We start from the raw sequence: 23,036 nt of genomic DNA on the forward strand, positions 1-23,036 counted from the left end.
CATTCTCCAGCCTTTAAGGCTCATTGGCGGTAGACCAAAAATGCCTTTTTCTGTAAGCTACAGCTTTAGTGTGTCCACTAAAAGCGCGCAGAATAATTCAGTGAAGAAGCGGGGTGACGTGTCCATACGTCACTCCGCTTTTTTACAACCTGCGATCGCCCTTTCAGGCTTTATTTACGGGAGGTCTTCTTGACTAAGCCAGCCATACTCGCCCTTGCTGATGGCAGCATTTTTCGCGGCGAAGCCATTGGAGCCGACGGTCAAACCGTTGGTGAGGTGGTGTTCAACACCGCAATGACCGGCTATCAGGAAATCCTTACCGATCCTTCCTACGCCCAACAAATCGTTACCCTGACTTACCCGCACATCGGCAATACCGGCACCACGCCGGAAGACGCCGAGTCCAACCGCGTCTGGTCTGCTGGCCTGGTCATCCGTGACCTGCCGCTGGTGGCGAGCAACTGGCGTAACACGATGTCCCTGTCGGACTACCTGAAGGCCAACAACGTCGTGGCCATCGCCGGTATCGACACTCGCCGCCTGACGCGCATCCTGCGTGAAAAAGGCGCACAGAACGGCTGCATCATGGCCGGTGACAACATTTCCGAAGAGGCCGCCATCGCCGCTGCCCAGGGCTTCCCTGGCCTCAAGGGCATGGACCTGGCGAAAGTCGTCAGTACCAAAGAGAAGTACGAGTGGCGTTCGACTGTCTGGGATCTGAAGACCGACAGCCACGCGACCATCGAAGCCTCCGAACTGCCGTACCACGTGGTGGCCTACGACTACGGCGTCAAGGTGAACATCCTGCGCATGCTGGTCGAGCGCGGTTGCCGCGTGACCGTGGTGCCTGCACAAACTCCAGCCGCCGAAGCGCTGGCCCTGAAGCCGGACGGCGTGTTCCTGTCCAACGGCCCTGGCGATCCCGAGCCTTGCGACTACGCGATCCAGGCGATCAAGGATGTGCTGGAAACCGAGATCCCGGTGTTCGGTATCTGCCTCGGTCACCAGTTGCTGGCCCTGGCCTCCGGCGCCAAGACCCTGAAAATGGGTCACGGCCACCACGGTGCCAACCACCCGGTCCAGGATCTGGACAGCGGCGTGGTGATGATCACCAGCCAGAACCACGGTTTTGCGGTAGACGAAGCCACCCTGCCTGCCAACGTTCGCGCGATTCACAAATCGCTGTTCGACGGCACCCTGCAAGGTATCGAGCGTACCGACAAGAGCGCCTTCAGCTTCCAGGGTCACCCTGAAGCCAGCCCTGGCCCGAACGACGTAGCACCTCTGTTCGATCGCTTCATCAACGAGATGGCCAAGCGACGCTGATCGCTCGCCCTGATGTTGCAAAGCTTGAGGGTGGTCCCGATATCGGCGACCCCTTCAAGTCTTCACAGATTGAACAAGACGGCTTGCCGACTGACCTGCGGATTTGAGTGACAAACCCATGCCAAAACGTACAGACATTAAAAGCATCCTGATTCTTGGCGCTGGCCCGATCGTGATCGGCCAGGCCTGCGAATTCGACTACTCCGGCGCCCAGGCCTGCAAAGCCCTGCGCGAAGAGGGCTACCGCGTCATCCTGGTGAACTCCAACCCGGCCACCATCATGACCGACCCGGCCATGGCCGACGCCACCTATATCGAGCCGATCAAGTGGCAGACCGTTGCCAAGATCATCGAGAAAGAGCGTCCGGACGCGCTGCTGCCGACCATGGGCGGCCAGACCGCCCTGAACTGCGCCCTGGACCTGGAGCGCGAAGGCGTCCTGGAGAAGTTCGGCGTAGAAATGATCGGTGCCAACGCCGACACCATCGACAAGGCTGAAGACCGTTCGCGTTTCGACAAGGCAATGAAATCCATCGGCCTGGCGTGCCCGCGTTCCGGCATCGCCCACAGCATGGAAGAGGCCAATGCGGTCCTCGAGAAGCTGGGCTTCCCGTGCATCATCCGTCCGTCCTTCACCATGGGCGGCACCGGTGGCGGTATCGCGTACAACCGTGAAGAGTTCGAAGAAATCTGCGCCCGCGGCCTGGACCTGTCTCCGACCAAAGAGCTGCTGATCGACGAATCGCTGATCGGTTGGAAAGAATATGAAATGGAAGTTGTCCGCGACAAAAAGGACAACTGCATCATCGTCTGCTCCATCGAAAACTTTGACCCGATGGGCGTGCACACGGGTGACTCGATCACCGTGGCGCCGGCACAGACCCTGACCGACAAGGAATACCAGATCCTGCGTAACGCCTCCCTGGCGGTACTGCGTGAGATCGGCGTGGAAACCGGCGGTTCGAACGTTCAGTTCGGTATCTGCCCGAACACCGGCCGCATGGTCGTGATCGAAATGAACCCGCGTGTATCCCGTTCCTCGGCACTGGCCTCGAAGGCCACCGGTTTCCCGATCGCCAAGGTCGCGGCCAAGCTGGCTGTGGGCTACACCCTGGACGAGCTGTCGAACGACATCACCGGCGGCAAGACCCCGGCGTCCTTCGAACCGTCCATCGACTACGTCGTGACCAAGCTGCCACGTTTCGCCTTCGAGAAGTTCTCCAAGGCTGATGCGCGCCTGACCACTCAGATGAAGTCGGTAGGTGAAGTCATGGCCATCGGCCGCACCTTCCAGGAATCCCTGCAGAAAGCCCTGCGCGGCCTGGAAGTCGGTGTTTGCGGTCTGGACGAGAAGGTTGACCTGCGCAACCCGGAAAGCATGAGCATCCTCAAGCGCGAACTGACCGTGCCGGGCGCCGAGCGTATCTGGTACGTGGCGGACGCCATGCGCGCTGGCATGAGCGTTGAAGACATCTTCGGCATGACCATGATCGATCCTTGGTTCCTGGTGCAGATGGAAGATCTGATCAAGGACGAAGAGAAGGTCAAGACCCTGGGTCTGACCAGCATCGACCGCGACCTGATGTTCCGCCTCAAGCGCAAGGGCTTCTCCGACATGCGCCTGGCCAAGCTGCTGGGTGTGACCGAGAAGAGCCTGCGTGCCCACCGCCACAAGCTGGAAATCTTCCCGGTCTACAAGCGCGTCGACACCTGCGCCGCCGAGTTCGCCACCGATACCGCATACCTGTACTCCACGTACGAAGAAGAGTGCGAAGCCGCGCCGTCGGGCCGCGACAAGATCATGATCCTGGGTGGCGGTCCTAACCGTATCGGCCAGGGTATCGAGTTCGACTACTGCTGCGTGCACGCGGCACTGGCCCTGCGCGATGACGGTTACGAGACCATCATGGTCAACTGCAACCCGGAAACCGTTTCCACCGACTACGACACCTCCGATCGCCTGTACTTCGAACCAGTGACCCTGGAAGACGTGCTGGAAATCGTCCGCGTCGAGAAGCCAAAAGGCGTGATCGTCCAGTACGGCGGCCAGACCCCGCTGAAACTGGCCCGTGCCCTGGAAGCCGCTGGCGTGCCGATCATCGGCACCAGCCCTGACGCCATCGACCGTGCCGAAGACCGCGAGCGCTTCCAGCAAATGGTCCAGCGCCTGAACCTGCGTCAGCCGCCAAACGCCACTGTGCGCAGCGAAGACGAAGCGATTCGTGCAGCCAGCAAGATCGGTTACCCGCTGGTGGTGCGCCCGTCCTATGTACTGGGCGGTCGTGCGATGGAAATCGTCTACGAAGAAGAAGAACTCAAGCGCTACTTGCGTGAAGCGGTTCAAGTGTCCAACGACAGCCCGGTGCTGCTGGACCACTTCCTCAACTGCGCCATCGAAATGGACGTGGATGCGGTCTGCGACGGCAAGGACGTAGTGATCGGCGCGATCATGCAGCACATCGAGCAGGCCGGCGTTCACTCCGGTGACTCCGCGTGCTCGCTGCCGCCATACTCCCTGCCGGCGCACATCCAGGACGAAATGCGCGAACAGGTCAAGAAAATGGCCCTGGAACTGGGCGTGGTCGGCCTGATGAACGTTCAGTTGGCGCTGCAAGGCGAAGACATCTACGTCATCGAAGTCAACCCGCGCGCTTCGCGTACCGTACCGTTCGTGTCCAAGTGCATCGGTGTTTCCCTGGCGATGATCGCAGCGCGCGTGATGGCCGGTAAAACCCTGCAGGAGCTGGGTTTCACCAAGGAAATTATCCCGAACTTCTACAGCGTGAAAGAAGCGGTGTTCCCGTTCGCCAAATTCCCTGGCGTCGACCCGATCCTCGGCCCAGAGATGAAGTCGACCGGAGAAGTGATGGGCGTGGGCGACACCTTCGGTGAAGCATTCGCCAAGGCCCAGATGGGTGCCAGCGAAGTGCTGCCGACCGGCGGTACTGCGTTCATCAGCGTACGTGATGACGACAAGCCACTGGTTGCAGGCGTGGCCCGTGATCTGATCAACTTGGGCTTTGAAGTGGTTGCCACTGCCGGTACTGCCAAGCTGATCGAAGCCGCAGGCCTGAAAGTGCGCCGCGTGAACAAGGTGACCGAAGGGCGTCCGCACGTAGTCGACATGATCAAGAATGACGAAGTCACCTTGATCATCAACACCACCGAAGGCCGTCAGTCGATCGCTGACTCCTATTCCATTCGTCGCAATGCCCTGCAGCACAAGATTTACTGCACCACCACCATTGCTGCTGGCGAAGCGATCTGTGAAGCGCTGAAGTTCGGTCCCGAGAAGACCGTACGCCGCTTGCAGGATCTACACGCAGGATTGAAGGCATGAGCATAACGAAGTACCCGATGACCGTTCAGGGCGCTCGCGCCCTGGAGGAAGAGCACGCTCACCTGACCAAAGTCGTCCGTCCAAAGCTCAGCCAGGACATCGGTACGGCCCGTGAGTTGGGCGACTTGAAGGAAAACGCCGAATACCACGCTGCTCGCGAGCAGCAGGGTATGGTCGAGGCGCGGATTCGTGACATCGAAGGCCGGATTCAGAATCAGGTCATCATCGACGTCACAACCATTCCTCACACTGGCAAGGTTATCTTCGGCACCACCGTCGAAATCGCCAACGTCGAGACTGATGAAAGCGTCACTTACCACATCGTGGGTGAGGATGAGGCTGACTTCAAACTCGGCAAGATTTCGGTCGGTTCACCCTTGGCTCGAGCCTTGATCGGCAAGGAAGAGGGTGATGTGGTCGTCGTCAAAACGCCTGGTGGCGTTATCGAGTACGAGATTGTCGAAGTCCGTCACATCTGAAGCAAGGCGCCCGCTAAATGCGGGCGCCATGCTCTGGCAGCTGGCCCAGATGTTGTGGGTCGGCGGTCTGTGGCTGGTGCATCTCGGTTTGCAGCCGGTGTTGGGCCGAATTGGCCTGGCACCGTTGCTGATCGATGAGATCGCCGGCATGTTCGAGACCGTGGTGGTAGGGTTTGCCGCCGTGTGCGTGATCTTTCAGGCTTTGGTGCTGGTACAGGCTAATGGCCTTGCCAGTCTATGGCGGGATTTTCGTGGGCAGGTGCTGCTGGTCGCGTTGTGCGCCTGTGCGATGTTTGTGGCCGTGCCTATCGGCTGGCCGGATGCGCAGCGCTGGCAGGTGTTCAGCTATCTGGTTTTGGGGTTCTCGGGGCTGGTGCTGATTATGCAGCCGGTGCCCGGATGGAGTGTCAGGGTGCGCGAAGCACACCCTTGACCCTTGTCATCACTTGAAGCGATGGACGTTCGACAGCTGCTTGTTGACGCTGAAGTTCTTGCGGTAAATCAGTGCCATCTTGCCGATGACCTGTACCAGATCCGCTTTGCCAACCTTGCACAGCTCGGCAATGGATGCCAGGCGCGATTCGCGATCGAGGATATTGAGCTTGATCTTGATCAGTTCGTGATCCGCCAATGCGCGTTCAAATTCGGCTAACACACCTTCAGTCAAACCGTTGTCAGCCACAATCAAAACCGGTTTCAGATGGTGGCCAATGGATTTGTACTGTTTCTTCTGCTCTTGAGTGAGCGGCATAATCTGACCCTTTCGTCTGGATTCTGTAAAATGGCGGCCATTTTACCCGAGGGTTCGTGGATCCGCCCAACTAATCACGACCCTTATCATCGAGGTGCCCAATGGCGCGTTCCAAGACAAGCCTTGGTTGGCTGAAAAGACATGTCAATGATCCCTATGTGAAGCAGGCGCAGAAGGATGGCTACCGCTCGCGTGCGAGTTACAAGCTTCTGGAGGTCCAGGAGAAATACAAGCTGATCCGTCCGGGCATGACCGTTGTTGACCTGGGGGCGGCGCCTGGTGGCTGGTCGCAGGTCACTAGCCGGCTGATCGGTGGTCAGGGGCGCCTGATCGCCTCGGATATCCTGGAAATGGACAGCATTCCGGACGTGACTTTCATCCAGGGGGACTTTACCCAGGACGAAGTGCTCGCTCAGATCCTGGACGCCGTCGGTAATTCGCCGGTGGACCTTGTGATTTCCGATATGGCCCCCAATATGAGTGGTACGCCTGCCGTAGATATGCCCAAAGCCATGTTTCTTTGCGAGCTGGCGCTTGATCTGGCAGCCCGGATACTCAAGCCGGGTGGTAATTTCGTGATCAAGGTTTTTCAGGGTGAAGGGTTTGATGCTTACGTGAAGGACGCTCGTCAGAAATTCGACAAGGTCCAGATGATCAAGCCGGACTCTTCCCGAGGCAGCTCCCGCGAGCAATACATGCTGGCTTGGGGCTACCGCGGCCGGAGTGAATAAAGCGCGGTTTTTTTGCAGGGCAATAGGAATTTCGTATTTCGCCCTGTGGGAAATAGCGAATATTGTGTAGGAAGAGTTTCACAAAGGGTTACAGACGGCGCCTGCCAGAGTTGTAGGTAATGTAGTAAGTTAGGCCGGTGAATATCATGCGAAGCGCGCGCCAACAGCGGCGCTTGCTTCAGAGGGTAGTTAATTGAACGATATGGCAAAGAATCTGATCCTGTGGTTGATCATCGCGGCTGTCCTGGTGACAGTGATGAACAACTTCTCCAGCCCTAACGAGCCGCAGACCCTCAACTATTCCGACTTCATCCAGCAGGTCAAGGATGGCAAGGTCGAGCGCGTGGCGGTTGATGGCTACGTGATTACCGGCAAGCGCAACGATGGCGACAGCTTCAAGACCATTCGTCCGGCAATCCAGGACAACGGCCTGATCGGCGACCTGGTGGATAACCACGTCGTGGTCGAAGGCAAGCAGCCTGAACAGCAAAGCATCTGGACCCAACTCCTGGTCGCGAGCTTCCCGATCCTGGTGATCATCGCCGTGTTCATGTTCTTCATGCGCCAGATGCAGGGCGGTGCCGGTGGCAAGGGCGGGCCGATGAGCTTTGGCAAGAGCAAGGCGCGCCTGCTCTCCGAAGACCAGGTGAAAACCACCCTGGCAGACGTTGCCGGTTGCGACGAAGCCAAGGAAGAAGTCGGTGAGCTGGTCGAGTTCCTGCGTGATCCGGGCAAGTTCCAGCGCCTGGGTGGCCGCATTCCTCGTGGCGTATTGATGGTCGGTCCTCCGGGTACCGGTAAGACCTTGCTGGCCAAGGCGATTGCCGGCGAAGCCAAGGTGCCTTTCTTTACCATTTCCGGTTCCGATTTCGTCGAGATGTTCGTCGGTGTCGGTGCAAGCCGTGTTCGCGACATGTTCGAACAGGCCAAGAAACACGCTCCGTGCATCATCTTCATCGATGAAATCGACGCCGTCGGTCGCCACCGTGGTGCCGGCATGGGCGGTGGTCACGACGAACGCGAGCAGACACTCAACCAGTTGCTGGTGGAGATGGACGGCTTCGAAATGAACGATGGCATCATCGTGATTGCCGCGACCAACCGTCCTGACGTGTTGGACCCTGCGCTGCTGCGTCCGGGCCGTTTCGACCGTCAGGTCGTGGTCGGTCTGCCGGATATCCGTGGTCGCGAACAGATTCTCAAGGTCCACATGCGCAAGGTGCCAATGGGCGACGACGTCGCTCCGGCAGTGATCGCTCGTGGTACCCCGGGTTTCTCCGGTGCCGACCTGGCCAACCTGGTCAACGAGGCGTCGTTGTTCGCTGCCCGTGCCGGCAAGCGCATCGTCGAAATGAAAGAGTTCGAACTGGCCAAGGACAAGATCATGATGGGCGCCGAGCGCAAATCCATGGTCATGTCCGAGAAAGAAAAGCAGAACACCGCTTATCACGAAGCTGGCCACGCCATTGTGGGTCGCGTCGTGCCTGAGCATGACCCGGTTTACAAGGTCTCGATCATCCCGCGCGGTCGTGCGCTGGGCGTGACCATGTTCCTGCCGGAAGAAGATCGCTACAGCCTGTCCAAGCGTGCGCTGATCAGCCAGATCTGCTCGCTTTACGGTGGTCGTATCGCTGAAGAAATGACCCTGGGCTTCGATGGCGTCACCACCGGTGCGTCCAACGACATCATGCGTGCCAGCCAGATTGCACGGAACATGGTGACCAAGTGGGGTCTTTCCGAAAAACTCGGTCCGCTGATGTACGCTGAAGAGGAAGGTGAAGTGTTCCTCGGTCGCGGAGGCGGTGGCCAGAGTGCAAGTTTCTCCGGTGAGACAGCCAAGCTGATCGACTCCGAAGTGCGCAGCATCATCGACCAGTGCTACGGCACCGCCAAGCAGATCCTCACGGACAACCGTGACAAGCTCGACGCCATGGCCGATGCCCTGATGAAGTATGAAACCATCGATGCCGAGCAGATCGACGACATCATGGCTGGACGCACACCTCGCGAGCCTCGCGACTGGTCGGGTGGCACGGGTACCTCCGGTACGCCGCCAGCGGTGCAGGGTGAGCGTCCGGAAACACCTATCGGCGGTCCCGCTGCTGACGTTTAAGGTTTGAAATGACTTTTGTTCAGTCCTCGACCCGGTTGCCTTGCGGCAACCGGGTTCTTGATTTGTCCCAGACGCATGTCATGGGCATTCTCAATGTCACTCCCGATTCTTTCTCCGATGGTGGCAAATTCAGCCAGCTCGATACGGCGTTGCGCCATGCGCAAGCCATGGTTGCGGCTGGCGCCACCTTGATCGATGTTGGCGGCGAGTCTACTCGGCCAGGCGCGAGGGCGGTTTCACCGCTCGAAGAGCTTGAGCGCGTGGCACCAATCGTTGAAATGATTCACCGTGAACTGGATGTGATCATCTCGGTCGATACCTCCACACCCGCGGTCATGCGCGAATCGGCGCGGCTGGGTGCCGGCCTGATCAATGACGTGCGTTCCTTGCGCCGCGAGGGTGCCCTGGATGCGGCGGCGGCGACCGGCTTGCCCGTTTGCCTGATGCATATGCTCGGTGAGCCGGGTGACATGCAGGACAACCCGCACTACCAGGACGTCACCCAAGAGGTGGGCGAGTTTCTAGCCGAGCGCATGGCTCAATGTGCGACGGTGGGGATTCCAGCTGAGCGGATCATTCTTGATCCGGGTTTTGGGTTCGCAAAAAATCTGCAGCACAATCTAAGCTTGTTCAAGCATATGGAAGCCTTGCATGCCTTGGGGCGCCCGTTGTTGGTTGGGGTGTCGCGAAAGAGCATGATCGGTCAAGCGTTGAGTCGCCCTGTCGGTGAGCGCCTGTATGGCGGTCTTGCCCTGGCGGCGCTGGCAACGCACAAGGGCGCGCGTATATTGCGTGTCCATGACGTAGCTGAAACAGTTGATGTGGTGAAAATGATCGCCGCAGTGGAATCAGCCGAATAAGAATTATGGAGTAGTTATGACAAAGAAATATTTTGGCACCGACGGCATTCGCGGTCGGGTCGGTGTTTATCCGATCACTCCTGACTTCATGCTCAAGCTGGGCTGGGCTGCCGGCATGGCGTTCCGCAAGATGGGTGCGTGCAAGGTGCTGGTGGGCAAGGACACGCGGATTTCCGGTTACATGTTCGAATCGGCGCTCGAGGCCGGGCTGACATCGGCGGGTGCCGACGTGATGCTCCTGGGCCCGATGCCGACACCGGCCATCGCCTACCTGACGCGTACCTTTCATGCCGAAGCCGGCATCGTGATCAGTGCTTCGCACAATCCCCATGACGACAATGGCATCAAGTTTTTCTCCGGGAAGGGCACCAAGCTTCCCGATGAGATCGAGCACATGATCGAAGAGTTGCTCGACACCCCGATGACCGTGGTTGAGTCGAGCAAGATCGGCAAGGTCTCGCGAATCAACGATGCCTCTGGCCGCTATATAGAATTCTGCAAGAGCAGCGTGCCAACCGGCACCAGCTTCTCCGGTCTGAAAATCGTCATCGATTGCGCCCACGGTGCGACGTACAAGGTGGCGCCAAGCGTATTTCGCGAGCTGGGTGCCGAGGTCGTGGTTCTGTCCGCGCACCCCAATGGCCTGAACATCAACGACAACTGCGGTTCAACCCACATGGGCCAATTGCAGGCTGCCGTCTTGGCCGAGCATGCCGACCTGGGTATCGCATTTGATGGTGACGGCGATCGGGTGTTGATGGTTGATCACACCGGTGCCATCGTCGATGGCGACGAGCTGCTGTTTATCATCGCTCGCGATTTGCATGAACAGGACAAGCTGCAAGGCGGCGTAGTCGGTACGTTGATGAGTAACCTGGGGCTGGAGCTCGCCCTCGCGGACCTGGCGATTCCCTTTGTGCGCGCCAACGTCGGTGACCGTTATGTGATCGCGGACCTGCTGGAGCGTAACTGGCTGATCGGTGGCGAGAACTCGGGGCATATCGTGTGCTTCCATCACACCACGACCGGTGATGCGATCATTGCCGCGTTGCAGGTGTTGATGGCGTTGAAGACTCGTTCGCAAGGGTTGGCAGAGGCTCGTCAGGCGTTACGCAAGTGCCCTCAGGTATTGATCAATGTGCGTTTCGGTGGCGGTGCAAACCCGCTCGAGCATGCGTCGGTCAAGGAAGCCAGCGAGCGTGTCACCCAGGCCATGGCGGGTCGCGGGCGCGTGTTGTTGCGCAAGTCCGGGACCGAGCCGCTGGTGCGTGTGATGGTCGAAGGCGAAGACGAAACCCTGGTTCGCGGCTATGCCGAAGAGCTGGCAAAACTGGTTACTGAAGTTTCTGCCTGAATTCGGCTTGCCAGCCTCGATTGTGTTGGGTAACATCTGCGCCCACTTTGACCGACGAGGTACAGCATGCGTCGCCCTATGGTAGCTGGTAACTGGAAGATGCACGGTACCCGCGCCAGCGTCGCTGAGCTGATCAACGGCCTACGTGACTTGGCCTTGCCGAGCGGTGTTGAAGTAGCGGTATTCCCGCCTTTGTTGCATATCAGCCAAGTGGTTGATGGCTTGAAAGGAAAGTCGATTTCGGTCGGTGCGCAGAATTCTGCGGTGGAATCCGGACAAGGTGCACTGACCGGTGAGGTCTCGCCTAGTCAGTTGGTGGATGCAGGTTGTTCCCTGGTTCTTGTCGGGCATTCCGAGCGCCGCCAGTTAATGGGTGAGCAGGACGGAGTGCTGATTCGCAAGTTCGCAGCGGCACAGGCAAGTGGCCTGGTTCCGGTGTTGTGCATAGGGGAAACCCTTGAGCAGCGTGAAGCCGGGAAGACCCTTGAGGTTGTCTCGCAGCAATTGGGCAGCATCATCGATGAGTTGGGTGTCGGTGCGTTTGCAAAGGCAGTAATTGCTTACGAGCCGGTCTGGGCCATTGGCACCGGGCTGACTGCTTCGCCGCAACAGGCGCAGGATGTGCACGCAGCCATTCGCGCGCAGTTGGCGGCAGAGAATTCTGAAGTCGCACAAGGTGTGCGGCTTCTATACGGCGGCAGCGTGAAGGCGGCCAATGCGGTCGAACTGTTCGGCATGCCGGATATCGATGGGGGCCTCATTGGTGGGGCTTCCCTGAATGCAGATGAGTTCGGTGCGATTATTCGCGCCGCGGGAAACTGAAAAAATGCTGGAAACAGTCGTAGTCGTTTTTCATCTGCTGGGTGCATTGGGCGTAGTAGCTCTGGTTTTGCTGCAGCAGGGTAAAGGTGCGGACGCTGGCGCGTCTTTCGGAGCAGGTGCTTCAAATACTGTGTTCGGAAGCCAAGGTTCCTCTACCTTTCTTAGTAAGTTTACTGCTATACTTGCCGCAGGTTTCTTCATAACCAGCTTAGGGTTAGGTTACTTTGCTAAAGAGAAAGCTCACCAGCTGACTCAAGTAGGTTTGCCAAACCCAGCAGTGTTGGAAGTACCAAAGCAACAACCGGCTTCTGATGATGTCCCGGTGCTTCAAGAGCAAAAGTCGGCTACTCCAGCGACTGACGTGCCTCCAGCTCAAGAGCAGAAGTAAGAAGGGTTTCAAACGTAGTATTGCCGAGGTGGTGGAATTGGTAGACACGCAACCTTGAGGTGGTTGTGCCCATAGGGTGTAGGGGTTCGAGTCCCCTTCTCGGTACCAATTAGTCAGGAGAGCCCGCTGTTGCGGGCTTTCTTGCAGGTGGAAGGTTACATTGACCCTGTCGGGGATCGGTCGTATACTTCCGCCCCAGCTTTGTCGCGGGGTGGAGCAGTCTGGTAGCTCGTCGGGCTCATAACCCGAAGGTCGTCGGTTCAAATCCGGCCCCCGCAACCAGTTTAAGGAGCCCCTTTTAAGGGGCTTTTTGTTAGCTGGACACTTCCAACGCCGCTGTTCGACGGCGTTTCAAGGATGGGCGCTTCGCCCATTTTTTTATTTTGCATAGCATGCACATACATGCACGAGGGGGTTCAGGTGTCGAGCAAGCTAGAAGAGTTGCAGGCCTTGCTGGCCCCGGTGGTCGTGGCCCTAGGCTATGAATGCTGGGGTATCGAGTTTTCGGCTCAGGGTCGTCACTCGATGTTGCGCGTTTATATTGATAAAGAGGGCGGTGTGCTGGTGGACGATTGTGCCATCGTCAGCCGTCAGATCAGCGGTGTGCTGGATGTTGAAGATCCAATCTCCGTTGAATACACCCTCGAAGTTTCCTCGCCAGGCATGGAACGCCCGCTGTTCACTCTTGAGCAGTTTGCAAAATTTGCCGGTGAACAAGTGAAGATCAAGCTGCGCTCGCCTTTTGAAGGACGACGCAACTTTCAGGGCCTTCTGCGCGGTGTAGAAGAGCAGGACGTCGTGGTGCAGGTAGAAGACCATGAGTTCCTGTTGCCGATCGATATGATCGACAAGGCCAACATTATTCCCAGTTTTGACTGAGGCGTGCCAGATACTGCGGATCCCGCGGATCCAATGGCTTGCGAAAGGCGAGGCGTACGATGAGCAAAGAAGTACTGCTGGTTGTTGAGTCGGTATCCAATGAAAAGGGCGTACCGGCTAACGTAATTTTTGAAGCGCTGGAGCTCGCTCTGGCCACGGCTACCAAAAAGCGTTTCGAGGACGAAGTCGATCTGCGTGTGGAAATCAACCGCCACACCGGTGCGTACGAGACTTTCCGTCGCTGGACGGTCGTCGAAGAAGACGATCTTGACGATCCGGCCATCGAAACCTGGCCAAGCAAGGTTGCCGAGACGCATCCTGGCGCCAAGGTCGGTGACGTTGTCGAAGAGAAGATCGAGTCCATCGAATTCGGCCGTATCGCTGCACAGACTGCCAAGCAAGTCATCGTGCAGAAGGTTCGCGAAGCCGAGCGCGCCCAGGTTGTCGACGCTTACCGCGAACGCCTGGGTGAAATCATCTCCGGCACCGTGAAAAAAGTTACCCGCGACAACGTGATCGTTGATCTGGGCAACAACGCCGAAGCGTTGCTGGCCCGTGAGGACATCATTTCTCGCGAAACTTTCCGGGTTGGCGTGCGCTTGCGTGCGCTGCTCAAGGAAATCCGCACCGAGAACCGCGGCCCGCAGTTGATCCTGTCGCGTACCGCGCCGGAAATGCTGATCGAGTTGTTCCGCATCGAAGTGCCGGAAATTGCTGAAGGGCTGATCGAAGTAATGGCTGCGTCCCGTGATCCGGGTTCGCGCGCCAAGATCGCCGTTCGCTCCAAGGACAAACGCATCGACCCGCAGGGCGCTTGCATCGGTATGCGCGGTTCGCGCGTCCAGGCAGTGTCGGGCGAGTTGGGCGGTGAGCGTGTGGACATCGTCCTGTGGGACGACAACCCGGCTCAGTTCGTGATCAACGCCATGTCCCCGGCTGAGGTTGCGGCAATTATCGTTGACGAAGATGCCCATGCAATGGACATCGCCGTCGGCGCAGACAATCTGGCTCAGGCCATCGGTCGTGGTGGTCAGAACGTGCGTCTGGCCAGCCAGTTGACTGGCTGGACCCTGAACGTGATGACCGAATCGGACATCCAGGCTAAGCAGCAAGCAGAAACCGGCGACATCCTGCGCAACTTCATCGACGAGCTGGAAGTCGACGAAGATCTGGCACAGGTGCTGGTCGATGAAGGCTTTACCAGCCTGGAAGAGATTGCCTACGTACCGCTGGAAGAAATGCTCAACATCGACGGCTTTGACGAAGACACCGTCAACGAGCTTCGCGCTCGTGCCAAGGATCGTTTGTTGACCAAAGCCATCGCTACTGAGGAAAAGCTGGCAGACGCCCATCCGGCCGAAGACCTGCTCTCGCTTGAGGGTATGGACAAGGATTTGGCGATGGAACTGGCGGTGCGCGGCGTAATTACCCGCGAAGACCTGGCCGAGCAGTCTATTGACGACCTGCTCGACATCGACGGCATTGACGATGATCGTGCCGGCAAGTTGATCATGGCCGCCCGAGCCCACTGGTTCGAGTAATTAGGCGCGGCCTGAGGAGAGAAATGCATGACGCAAGTCACGGTGAAACAACTGGCCGATGAGGTCAAAACACCGGTAGAGCGCCTGTTGCAGCAGATGCGTGAGGCAGGTCTGCCGCACACCGCCGCCGAAGAAAGTGTGACTGACAGTGAGAAGCAATCGTTGCTGACTCACTTGAAGAGCAGTCACAAGGCGAAAGTGGAAGAACCACGCAAGATTACGCTGCAGCGTAAAACCACCAGCACCCTGCGTGTTGCTGGCAGCAAAAGCATCAGCGTTGAAGTACGCAAGAAGAAAGTCTTCGTACAGCGCAGCCCGGAAGAAATCGAAGCCGAGCGCAAGCGTGAACTGGATGAACGTCGCGCAGTAGAAAATGCTGCACGTCAGAAGGCTGAAGAAGAAGCCAAGCGCCGCGCCGAAGAAGAAGCGCGTCGCCAGCCAGCTGCTGCGCCGACCGCCCAAGCCCAACCTGCTGCAGCGCCAGTTGCGGTGGCCGAGCCTGTGCGCGAAAGCGCGCCGGTCGTGGCTGCCGCTCCGGCACCTGCAGCCGATACCCGCAAGCGCGACGAGCAGCGTCGTCCGGATAAGCCACGTGCCGACGACAACAGTCGTCGCGGTGGCGGCGATGGTGAGCGCAAAAACGCTCCGCATCGTGCTTCGGTCAAGGAGAAGGCGCCTGCGCCACGCGTTGCCCCACGTACTACCGACGAAGAAAGCGATGGCTTCCGTCGTGGTGGTCGCGGCAAGGCCAAGCTGAAGAAGCGCAACGCCCACGGTTTCCAGAGCCCAACCGGCCCTGTCGTGCGCGAAGTGAAGATCGGCGAGACCATCACTGTGGGCGATCTCGCCCAGCAGATGTCGGTCAAGGCTGCTGAAATCATCAAGTTCATGTTCAAACTGGGTACCCCAGCGACCATCAACCAGGTACTGGACCAGGAAACTGCCCAGCTGGTTGCCGAAGAGCTGGGCCACAAAGTGACCCTGGTCAGCGACACCGCCCTGGAAGATTCCCTGGCTGAGTCCCTGAAGTTTGAAGGTGAGGCGGTTTCCCGTGCACCGGTCGTGACCGTAATGGGCCACGTTGACCACGGTAAGACTTCCCTGCTCGACTACATCCGTCGTGCCAAGGTAGCTGCTGGCGAAGCCGGCGGTATCACCCAGCACATCGGTGCCTACCACGTTGAAACCGACCGTGGCATGGTGACGTTCCTCGACACCCCTGGTCACGCCGCGTTTACCGCAATGCGTGCCCGTGGTGCCAAGGCGACTGACATCGTGATCCTGGTGGTTGCGGCGGACGACGGCGTGATGCCACAGACCATCGAGGCTGTTCAGCACGCCAAGGCTGCTGGCGTTCCGCTGGTTGTCGCAGTGAACAAGATCGACAAGCCAGGTGCTGACCTCGATCGCATTCGTAGCGAGCTGTCGGTACACGGCGTGACGTCGGAAGAGTGGGGTGGTGACACTCCATTCGTACCGGTTTCGGCGAAAATGGGTACTGGCGTCGACGAATTGCTCGAAGCGGTACTGCTGCAAGCCGAGGTCCTGGAACTGACTGCAACGCCATCGGCTCCTGGCCGTGGTGTCGTGGTTGAATCCCGTCTGGACAAGGGTCGTGGCCCGGTGGCTACCGTTCTGGTTCAAGACGGTACCCTGCGCCAGGGCGACATGGTCCTGGTCGGTTCGAACTATGGCCGCGTTCGTGCCATGCTCGACGAGAACGGCAAGCCAATCAAGGAAGCCGGTCCGGCCATCCCTGTCGAGATCCTCGGCCTGGACGGTACCCCGGACGCTGGCGACGAGATGAGCGTGGTTGCCGACGAGAAGAAAGCCCGTGAAGTGGCTCTGTTCCGTCAAGGCAAGTTCCGCGAAGTCAAGCTGGCCCGTGCTCACGCCGGCAAGCTGGAAAACATCTTTGAAAACATGGGTCAGGAAGAGAAGAAGACGCTCAACATCGTCCTCAAATCCGACGTCCGTGGTTCGCTGGAAGCGTTGAACGGTGCCCTGAACGGCCTGGGCAACGACGAAGTGCAAGTGCGCGTGGTCGGTGGCGGTGTTGGTGGTATTACCGAATCCGACGCCAACCTGGCACTGGCTTCCAACGCTGTACTGTTCGGCTTCAACGTGCGTGCCGATGCCGGCGCTCGCAAGATCGTCGAGCAGGAAGGTCTGGATATGCGTTACTACAACGTGATCTACGACATCATCGAAGACGTCAAGAAAGCCTTGACCGGTATGCTCGGCAGCGACGTTCGCGAGAACATCCTGGGCATCGCCGAAGTGCGTGACGTGTTCCGTTCGCCGAAGTTTGGCGCGATCGCCGGTTGCATGGTGATCGAAGGTGTTGTTCACCGTAACCGTCCAATCCGTGTACTGCGTGAAGACATCGTTATCTTCGAAGGCGAGCTGGAATCCCTGCGTCGCTTCAAGGATGACGCTTCCGAAGTACGTGCCGGCATGGAATGCGGTATCGGCGTGAAGAGCTACAACGACGTCAAGGTCGGTGACAAGATCGAAGTCTTCGAGAAGGTCCAGGTTGCTCGCAGCCTCTAACTCGCGCACTTCAAGAGCCGTGATGGCCAGCCGCATGCAATTGCGCGGCGCATCGCCCGGACTCTAAACGCAACGCCCGGTCTGGCTTTTGTCAGGCCGGGCGTTTGCCGCTTTCAGACCTTACGGGTTTCACCGTGGGGCAGTAACAGGTAACAAGACATGGCAAAAGAATACAGCCGTACCCAACGTATCGGCGATCAGATGCAGCGTGAGCTGGCACAACTGATCCGTCGTGAAGTCAAAGACCCGCGCGTCGGCCTGGTCACCATTACCGCTGTGGAAGTCAGCCGTGACGTCGGTCACGCCAAGATTTTCATCACCGTGATGGGCCAGGACAGTCACGAAGAGATCGCGCAAAGCATCAAGGTGCTCAACTCCGCCGCTGGCTTCCTGCGCATGCAGCTGGCTCGCGAGATGAAGCTGCGCAGCGTTCCACAGTTGCACTTCCACTACGATGAAAGCGTCGTGCGCGGTGCGCATCTGTCGGCCTTGATCGAGCGCGCAGTGGCTGAAGACAACCAGCACTCGGTTGCGGCACAAGCCGAAGACACCAAGGAGTAATCGGTGGCTCAGGTCAAACGTATCCGTCGTAACGTCAGCGGCATCATCCTGCTCGACAAGCCGCTGGGGTTCACCTCCAACGCAGCCTTGCAGAAGGTCCGCTGGTTGCTCAACGCCGAGAAGGCCGGGCACACCGGTAGTCTCGATCCGCTGGCCACTGGCGTGTTGCCGCTGTGCTTCGGTGAGGCCACCAAGTTCTCGCAGTACCTGCTCGATTCCGACAAGGGTTACGAAACCCTCGCGCAACTGGGCAAGACAACCACCACGGCCGATGCCGAGGGCGAGGTTTTGCAGGAGCGCCCGGTGACCGTTGGTCGCGCCGATATCGAAGCTGTATTACCGCAATTTCGTGGGCAAATCAGTCAGATACCGCCGATGTACTCGGCTCTCAAGCGTGATGGGCAGCCCTTGTACAAGCTGGCCCGTGCAGGTGAAGTAGTGGAGCGCGAACCGCGTTCTGTTACTATTACGCGCTTGGAATTGCTGGCCTTCGAAGGGGATACTGCGCGGCTTGCGGTGGATTGCACCAAAGGCACCTATATTCGCACCCTGGTGGAGGATATCGGTGAGCAACTCGGTTGTGGCGCTTACGTTGCAGAACTGCGACGTACCCAGGCCGGGCCTTTCACCCTGGCGCAGACCGTGACCCTCGAAGAGCTGGAAGCGGTACATGCCGAAGGCGGCAACGAGGCGGTCGACCGCTTCCTGATGCCATCGGACAGCGGCCTGCTGGATTGGCCACTGTTGCAGTTCTCGGAAGCGAGCGCGTTCTACTGGCTCAATGGCCAGCCGGTACGCGCCCCGGATGCCCCGAAGTTCGGCATGGTACGGGTACAGGATCACAATGGTCGCTTCATCGGTATTGGTGAAGTGAGCGAAGACGGGCGCATCGCGCCGCGTCGACTGATTCGGTCAGAATGACCGGACGAGTGTGGCTGTTAGCAGGCACGGTCACTACTCATTTTTAGATACAGGGATTTGTCCCTGGCCTGTTGAAACTGTTTTTGAAACAGTTTCCTGATAAAAGGATTGCCACATGGCTCTCGACGTTCAAGAAAAAGCTCAAATCGTAGCTGACTACCAGCAAGCTGTTGGTGACACTGGTTCGCCAGAAGTGCAAGTTGCACTGCTGACCGCCAACATCAACAAACTGCAAGGTCACTTCAAGGCCAACGGTAAAGATCACCACTCCCGTCGTGGTCTGATCCGCATGGTTAACCAGCGTCGTAAGCTGCTGGACTACCTGAAAGGCAAGGACGTGAGCCGTTACAGCGCTCTGATCGCTCGCCTGGGTCTGCGTCGCTAATCAGCGATTGCGCTAGAGGTTGGTTGTCTGTCGTGCGTCAGCGGGTTTCCGCCGGCGCATGGCAGGCTCCCAGCCTCAAGTTTTATCTGGATACTCGTTTTGCCTGTGCAAGAGCACCCAGGACAACCCGTCGGGCCGATTCCCGGTGTTGCCCAAGAATTTCGCAAGAACCCAGTTTCCCCAAGAGCCACAAAAGAAGGTAGGACACCGTGAACCCGGTAATCAAAAAATTCCAGTTCGGTCAGTCGACCGTTACCCTCGAGACTGGCCGTATCGCCCGTCAGGCCTCCGGCGCAGTATTGGTCACCGTTGACGACGACGTCAGCGTATTGGTGACCGTCGTTGGTGCCAAGCAAGCCGATCCAGGCAAGGGTTTCTTCCCACTGTCTGTTCACTACCAGGAAAAGACTTACGCTGCCGGTAAGATCCCTGGCGGTTTCTTCAAGCGCGAAGGCCGTCCTTCCGAGAAAGAAACCCTGACTTCCCGACTGATCGACCGTCCGATCCGTCCGCTGTTCCCTGAAGGCTTCATGAACGAAGTGCAGGTTGTCTGCACCGTCGTGTCCACCAGCAAGAAGACCGATCCGGACATCGCTGCGATGATCGGTACCTCGGCTGCCCTGGCCATCTCCGGCATTCCTTTCGATGGCCCGATCGGCGCTGCCCGCGTTGCCTTCCACGAAAGCACCGGCTACCTGCTGAACCCGACTTACGAACAACTGAAGGCTTCGAGCCTGGACATGGTCGTTGCCGGTACTTCGGAAGCCGTCCTGATGGTTGAATCGGAAGCCAAAGAGCTGACCGAAGACCAGATGCTGGGCGCAGTATTGTTCGCCCACGACGAATTCCAGGCCGTGATCCAGGCCGTCAAGGAGCTGGCTGCCGAAGCTGCCAAGCCAACCTGGACCTGGGCTCCGCAAGCCGAAGCCACTGAACTGCTGGGTGCGATCCGCGCCGAGTTCGGCGAGGCGATCTCCCAGGCCTACACCATCACCATCAAGGCTGACCGTTACGCTCGCCTGGGTGAGTTGAAGGACCAGGTCGTCGCCAAGCTGTCCGGCGAAGAAGGCCAGCCTTCCGCTGCTGAAGTCAAAGCGGCTTTCGGCGAAATCGAATACCGCACCGTTCGCGAAAACATCGTGAACGGCAAGCCACGTATCGACGGTCGCGACACCCGTACCGTACGTCCGCTGAACATCGAAGTCGGCGTTCTGCCGAAGACTCACGGTTCGGCCCTGTTCACCCGTGGCGAAACCCAGGCCCTGGTAGTTGCGACGCTGGGTACTGCCCGTGACGCACAACTTCTGGACACCCTGGAAGGCGAGAAAAAAGACCCGTTCATGCTGCACTACAACTTCCCTCCGTTCTCGGTGGGCGAGTGTGGTCGCATGGGTGGCGCTGGTCGTCGTGAAATCGGTCACGGCCGCCTGGCACGTCGTTCGGTTCAGGCCATGCTGCCTGCCGCTGACGTGTTCCCGTACACCATCCGCGTTGTATCGGAAATCACCGAATCCAACGGTTCGAGCTCCATGGCTTCCGTTTGCGGTGCTTCCCTGGCCCTGATGGACGCTGGCGTCCCAATGAAGGCACCGGTTGCCGGTATCGCCATGGGTCTGGTTAAAGAAGGCGAGAAATTCGCCGTCCTGACCGACATCCTGGGTGACGAAGACCACCTGGGCGACATGGACTTCAAGGTAGCCGGTACCGCCAAAGGCGTGACCGCGCTGCAGATGGACATCAAGATCAAGGGCATCACCGAAGAGATCATGGAGATCGCTCTGGGCCAAGCCCTGGAAGCGCGCCTGAACATCCTCGGCCAGATGAACCAGATCATTGGCCAGTCGCGTACCGAGCTGTCGGAAAACGCTCCGACCATGATCGCGATGAAAATTGACACCGACAAAATCCGTGATGTCATCGGTAAAGGCGGCGCGACCATTCGTGCGATCTGTGAAGAGACCAAGGCTTCGATCGACATCGAAGACGACGGTTCGATCAAGATCTTCGGTGAAACCAAGGAAGCTGCAGAAGCTGCTCGTCAGCGCGTCCTGGGTATTACCGCTGAAGCCGAAATCGGCAAGATCTACGTCGGTAAGGTTGAGCGCATCGTCGACTTCGGCGCATTCGTCAACATCCTGCCTGGCAAGGACGGTCTGGTTCACATCTCCATGCTGAGCGATGCTCGCGTAGAGAAAGTGACTGACATCCTGAAAGAAGGTCAGGAAGTGGAAGTGCTGGTACTGGACGTGGACAACCGCGGCCGTATCAAGCTGTCCATCAAGGACGTAGCGGCGGCGAAGGCTTCGGGCGTTTAATCACTCCCGCATCTGACCGCTGAACAACAAAACGCCCCGACTGGTTCGGGGCGTTTTGCCATGTGCAGAAAAATCAAAGGATCGTAGCCTTATGCGGGCGTTGCAGAAGGCTGCGATCTTTTGATTTTTAACAGTGTTCGAAGTTGCCTGGCCCCATGGTCAGTGCTAGGTTTAGCCCACTGCCCGTGTAGCTCAGTCGGTAGAGCAGCGCACTCGTAACGCGAAGGTCGCAGGTTCGATTCCTGTCTCGGGCACCAGCGACACGTTGTTTTCAGATGATCCCGAATGGTTCTGAAGGCCAGAAAAGCCGGGCTTCACGCGGTTTTTTTGCGTCAGAGAGATCCTTGATGATCCAGATCCATCTTCCATTCCCCCGATCAAAGAGAACGCCATGACCGTTAAAGAATTGTCTCAAGAAGCCAGACACGAAGAAGCCCTCAAGAAATACGTGCTGGACGTACCCCATTTGCTGGAAGAGATCAAGGACTTGCCACCCGATGATCAGAAGGACCAGATCCAGTGGGCATTCGAGGATGAAGCCGAAGCCCAGGGCTTGCAGCCGTGGGAGTTGACGCTCAAGTACACCTCGACCCCTGAAGAGTACGAGACCGAACGCCTGAAACTGCACAAGGAAGCGGCCGAGGTCTTGGGTGTGGAATGGGAAGAGTACTGCGAGATGAACAATCTGGTGGTCTGACAAAAACGCTCTTTAAGAGGCCGGCTTGCCGACGATAGCGTCCTTCAGATCGCCATCGCCGGCAAGCCGGGCTTCTACAGGTATGCGTTGCTGGTCACAGACTCAGTCGCATCGACAGATCGACAGCCTTCACATCCTTGGTCATCGCCCCAATCGAAATGTAATCCACCCCGGTTTCGGCAATCGGCAGCAGCGTGCTTTCGTTGATCCCGCCGCTGGCCTCCAGCTTTGCCTTGCCGTTGTTCAAGCGCACGGCTTCGCGCATGTCATCCAGGCTCAGCTCATCAAGCATGATGATGTCGGCACCGGCCGCCAGGGCTTCCTTGAGTTCATCCAGGCTTTCCACTTCGACTTCTACCGGCTTGCCCGGCGCAATCTTGTGGGCGGCGGCGATGGCCTGCGGGATGCCACCGCTGGCGGCGATATGGTTTTCCTTGATCAGGAAGGCGTCATACAGGCCGATGCGGTGGTTGTGGCAACCGCCACAGGTTACGGCGTACTTCTGCGCCAAACGCAGCCCTGGCAGGGTTTTGCGGGTGTCGAGCAGTTTAACTTGGGTATTGGCAACGAAGTCCGCCAACTGCTGCGCGCGAGTGGCAACGCCAGAGAGCATTTGCAGGAAGTTCAGCGCGCTGCGCTCCCCCGTCAGCAGCGAGCGAGCTGGCCCTTCGAGGTGGAACAGTACCTGATTGGGTTTGACCCGCTCGCCATCGGCAACCTGCCAGTGCACCGCAACCCGTGGGTCGAGCTGGCGAAACACGGTATCCACCCAGGCGGTACCGCTGATGACGGCAGCGTCGCGAGTGATGATGGTGGCTTTGGCCAGGCGTTCAGCAGGGATCAGCTGTGCGGTGATGTCGCCGCTGCCGATGTCTTCGAGCAACGCGCGGCGCACGTTGGCTTCGATTTCGGCGTTCAAGTCGGCGAGACGTAGATTCGGCATAAGGCGCTCCACAAACAAAGTGCCCCGATTATAGGGCCATGGTACTGAGCAACCCAAGGCGTCAGAACGGTTGCTGG

Annotated in this window: 20 protein-coding genes and 3 tRNA genes; 21 read left to right on the forward strand and 2 right to left on the reverse strand. The window is 58.4% G+C overall.

Annotation, left to right across the window (positions count from 1 at the left end; translation table 11 throughout):
- The first annotated feature begins 189 nt into the window (after positions 1-189).
- The 4 genes from carA (at position 190) to HGP31_RS04055 (ending at position 5,578) form a co-directional block, all read left to right on the forward strand.
- Positions 190-1,326: a glutamine-hydrolyzing carbamoyl-phosphate synthase small subunit gene (carA, locus tag HGP31_RS04040; protein WP_168757219.1), complete on the forward strand. Its 1,137-nt coding sequence runs from the start codon at positions 190-192 to the stop codon at positions 1,324-1,326.
- Between the two features lie 118 nt (positions 1,327-1,444).
- Complete coding sequence (gene carB / locus HGP31_RS04045) at positions 1,445-4,666, forward strand: carbamoyl-phosphate synthase large subunit (protein ID WP_020796527.1); 3,222 nt, start codon at positions 1,445-1,447, stop codon at positions 4,664-4,666.
- 2 nt (positions 4,667-4,668) lie between these two features.
- Positions 4,669-5,145, forward strand: a complete 477-nt coding sequence (gene greA / locus HGP31_RS04050; protein WP_032831479.1) for a transcription elongation factor GreA — start codon at positions 4,669-4,671, stop codon at positions 5,143-5,145.
- A gap of 28 nt (positions 5,146-5,173) precedes the next feature.
- Positions 5,174-5,578, forward strand: coding sequence for a hypothetical protein (locus HGP31_RS04055; protein ID WP_020796528.1), 405 nt, complete (start codon positions 5,174-5,176; stop codon positions 5,576-5,578).
- A gap of 9 nt (positions 5,579-5,587) precedes the next feature.
- On the opposite strand, the gene HGP31_RS04060 is transcribed toward HGP31_RS04055, so the two are convergent.
- Positions 5,588-5,896, reverse strand: coding sequence for a YhbY family RNA-binding protein (locus tag HGP31_RS04060; RefSeq protein WP_020796529.1), 309 nt, complete (start codon positions 5,894-5,896; stop codon positions 5,588-5,590).
- A 101-nt stretch (positions 5,897-5,997) separates the two neighbouring features.
- On the opposite strand from HGP31_RS04060, the gene rlmE reads away from it, so the two are divergent.
- From rlmE to HGP31_RS04145, 17 genes are all read left to right on the forward strand, one after another.
- Positions 5,998-6,627 (forward strand): 23S rRNA (uridine(2552)-2'-O)-methyltransferase RlmE, encoded by a 630-nt coding sequence (gene rlmE, locus HGP31_RS04065; protein WP_008057410.1) that lies wholly within the window; start codon positions 5,998-6,000, stop codon positions 6,625-6,627.
- Positions 6,628-6,829: 202 nt separating this feature from the next.
- Entirely contained in the window at positions 6,830-8,740 is a 1,911-nt protein-coding gene (gene ftsH / locus HGP31_RS04070; RefSeq protein ID WP_020796530.1) for an ATP-dependent zinc metalloprotease FtsH, read from the forward strand.
- A gap of 8 nt (positions 8,741-8,748) precedes the next feature.
- A complete protein-coding gene (gene folP / locus HGP31_RS04075) occupies positions 8,749-9,600 on the forward strand; it encodes a dihydropteroate synthase (RefSeq protein WP_168757220.1) in 852 nt (283 codons plus the stop codon).
- Positions 9,601-9,616: 16 nt separating this feature from the next.
- On the forward strand, positions 9,617-10,954 hold the full coding sequence (glmM, locus tag HGP31_RS04080; RefSeq protein WP_020796532.1) for a phosphoglucosamine mutase: 1,338 nt from the start codon (positions 9,617-9,619) through the stop codon (positions 10,952-10,954).
- A gap of 66 nt (positions 10,955-11,020) precedes the next feature.
- Entirely contained in the window at positions 11,021-11,776 is a 756-nt protein-coding gene (tpiA, locus tag HGP31_RS04085) for a triose-phosphate isomerase (RefSeq protein WP_033045245.1), read from the forward strand.
- A gap of 4 nt (positions 11,777-11,780) precedes the next feature.
- Complete coding sequence (gene secG, locus HGP31_RS04090) at positions 11,781-12,164, forward strand: preprotein translocase subunit SecG (protein WP_017336473.1); 384 nt, start codon at positions 11,781-11,783, stop codon at positions 12,162-12,164.
- A 22-nt stretch (positions 12,165-12,186) separates the two neighbouring features.
- Positions 12,187-12,272, forward strand: a tRNA-Leu gene (locus tag HGP31_RS04095).
- A gap of 97 nt (positions 12,273-12,369) precedes the next feature.
- Positions 12,370-12,446 (forward strand) — tRNA-Met (locus tag HGP31_RS04100).
- A gap of 138 nt (positions 12,447-12,584) precedes the next feature.
- Positions 12,585-13,043: a ribosome maturation factor RimP gene (rimP, locus tag HGP31_RS04105; protein WP_007973115.1), complete on the forward strand. Its 459-nt coding sequence runs from the start codon at positions 12,585-12,587 to the stop codon at positions 13,041-13,043.
- 59 nt (positions 13,044-13,102) lie between these two features.
- Positions 13,103-14,584, forward strand: coding sequence for a transcription termination factor NusA (gene nusA / locus HGP31_RS04110; RefSeq protein ID WP_020796534.1), 1,482 nt, complete (start codon positions 13,103-13,105; stop codon positions 14,582-14,584).
- Positions 14,585-14,611: 27 nt separating this feature from the next.
- Positions 14,612-17,137 (forward strand): translation initiation factor IF-2, encoded by a 2,526-nt coding sequence (gene infB / locus HGP31_RS04115; protein ID WP_168757221.1) that lies wholly within the window; start codon positions 14,612-14,614, stop codon positions 17,135-17,137.
- Positions 17,138-17,296: 159 nt separating this feature from the next.
- Positions 17,297-17,698, forward strand: coding sequence for a 30S ribosome-binding factor RbfA (gene rbfA, locus HGP31_RS04120; RefSeq protein WP_033039870.1), 402 nt, complete (start codon positions 17,297-17,299; stop codon positions 17,696-17,698).
- Positions 17,699-17,701: 3 nt separating this feature from the next.
- Positions 17,702-18,619, forward strand: a complete 918-nt coding sequence (gene truB, locus HGP31_RS04125; protein WP_020796537.1) for a tRNA pseudouridine(55) synthase TruB — start codon at positions 17,702-17,704, stop codon at positions 18,617-18,619.
- Between the two features lie 115 nt (positions 18,620-18,734).
- Complete coding sequence (rpsO, locus tag HGP31_RS04130; RefSeq protein WP_011332409.1) at positions 18,735-19,004, forward strand: 30S ribosomal protein S15; 270 nt, start codon at positions 18,735-18,737, stop codon at positions 19,002-19,004.
- Between the two features lie 209 nt (positions 19,005-19,213).
- Complete coding sequence (pnp, locus tag HGP31_RS04135; RefSeq protein WP_020796539.1) at positions 19,214-21,319, forward strand: polyribonucleotide nucleotidyltransferase; 2,106 nt, start codon at positions 19,214-19,216, stop codon at positions 21,317-21,319.
- A 181-nt stretch (positions 21,320-21,500) separates the two neighbouring features.
- Positions 21,501-21,576, forward strand: a tRNA-Thr gene (locus HGP31_RS04140).
- A gap of 134 nt (positions 21,577-21,710) precedes the next feature.
- Positions 21,711-22,016, forward strand: a complete 306-nt coding sequence (locus tag HGP31_RS04145) for a DUF6388 family protein (RefSeq protein ID WP_020796540.1) — start codon at positions 21,711-21,713, stop codon at positions 22,014-22,016.
- 94 nt (positions 22,017-22,110) lie between these two features.
- On the opposite strand, the gene nadC is transcribed toward HGP31_RS04145, so the two are convergent.
- A complete protein-coding gene (gene nadC, locus HGP31_RS04150; RefSeq protein WP_020796541.1) occupies positions 22,111-22,959 on the reverse strand; it encodes a carboxylating nicotinate-nucleotide diphosphorylase in 849 nt (282 codons plus the stop codon).
- Between the last annotated feature and the right edge of the window lie 77 nt (positions 22,960-23,036).

Origin of the sequence: Pseudomonas umsongensis (assembly GCF_012647205.1) — a bacterium.
Lineage (GTDB): Bacteria > Pseudomonadota > Gammaproteobacteria > Pseudomonadales > Pseudomonadaceae > Aquipseudomonas > Aquipseudomonas umsongensis.

Excerpts from the sequence above, each read along its gene's own strand:
- carB (WP_020796527.1), top strand. The coding sequence starts at position 1,445 with ATGCCAAAACGTACAGACATTAAAAGCATCCTGATTCTTGGCGCTGGC.
- HGP31_RS04055 (WP_020796528.1), top strand. The coding sequence starts at position 5,174 with ATGCTCTGGCAGCTGGCCCAGATGTTGTGGGTCGGCGGTCTGTGGCTG.
- HGP31_RS04060 (WP_020796529.1), bottom strand. The coding sequence starts at position 5,896 with ATGCCGCTCACTCAAGAGCAGAAGAAACAGTACAAATCCATTGGCCAC.
- rlmE (WP_008057410.1), top strand. The coding sequence starts at position 5,998 with ATGGCGCGTTCCAAGACAAGCCTTGGTTGGCTGAAAAGACATGTCAAT.
- ftsH (WP_020796530.1), top strand. The coding sequence starts at position 6,830 with ATGGCAAAGAATCTGATCCTGTGGTTGATCATCGCGGCTGTCCTGGTG.
- folP (WP_168757220.1), top strand. The coding sequence starts at position 8,749 with ATGACTTTTGTTCAGTCCTCGACCCGGTTGCCTTGCGGCAACCGGGTT.
- glmM (WP_020796532.1), top strand. The coding sequence starts at position 9,617 with ATGACAAAGAAATATTTTGGCACCGACGGCATTCGCGGTCGGGTCGGT.
- tpiA (WP_033045245.1), top strand. The coding sequence starts at position 11,021 with ATGCGTCGCCCTATGGTAGCTGGTAACTGGAAGATGCACGGTACCCGC.
- secG (WP_017336473.1), top strand. The coding sequence starts at position 11,781 with ATGCTGGAAACAGTCGTAGTCGTTTTTCATCTGCTGGGTGCATTGGGC.
- nusA (WP_020796534.1), top strand. The coding sequence starts at position 13,103 with ATGAGCAAAGAAGTACTGCTGGTTGTTGAGTCGGTATCCAATGAAAAG.
- infB (WP_168757221.1), top strand. The coding sequence starts at position 14,612 with ATGACGCAAGTCACGGTGAAACAACTGGCCGATGAGGTCAAAACACCG.
- rbfA (WP_033039870.1), top strand. The coding sequence starts at position 17,297 with ATGGCAAAAGAATACAGCCGTACCCAACGTATCGGCGATCAGATGCAG.
- rpsO (WP_011332409.1), top strand. The coding sequence starts at position 18,735 with ATGGCTCTCGACGTTCAAGAAAAAGCTCAAATCGTAGCTGACTACCAG.
- HGP31_RS04145 (WP_020796540.1), top strand. The coding sequence starts at position 21,711 with ATGACCGTTAAAGAATTGTCTCAAGAAGCCAGACACGAAGAAGCCCTC.
- nadC (WP_020796541.1), bottom strand. The coding sequence starts at position 22,959 with ATGCCGAATCTACGTCTCGCCGACTTGAACGCCGAAATCGAAGCCAAC.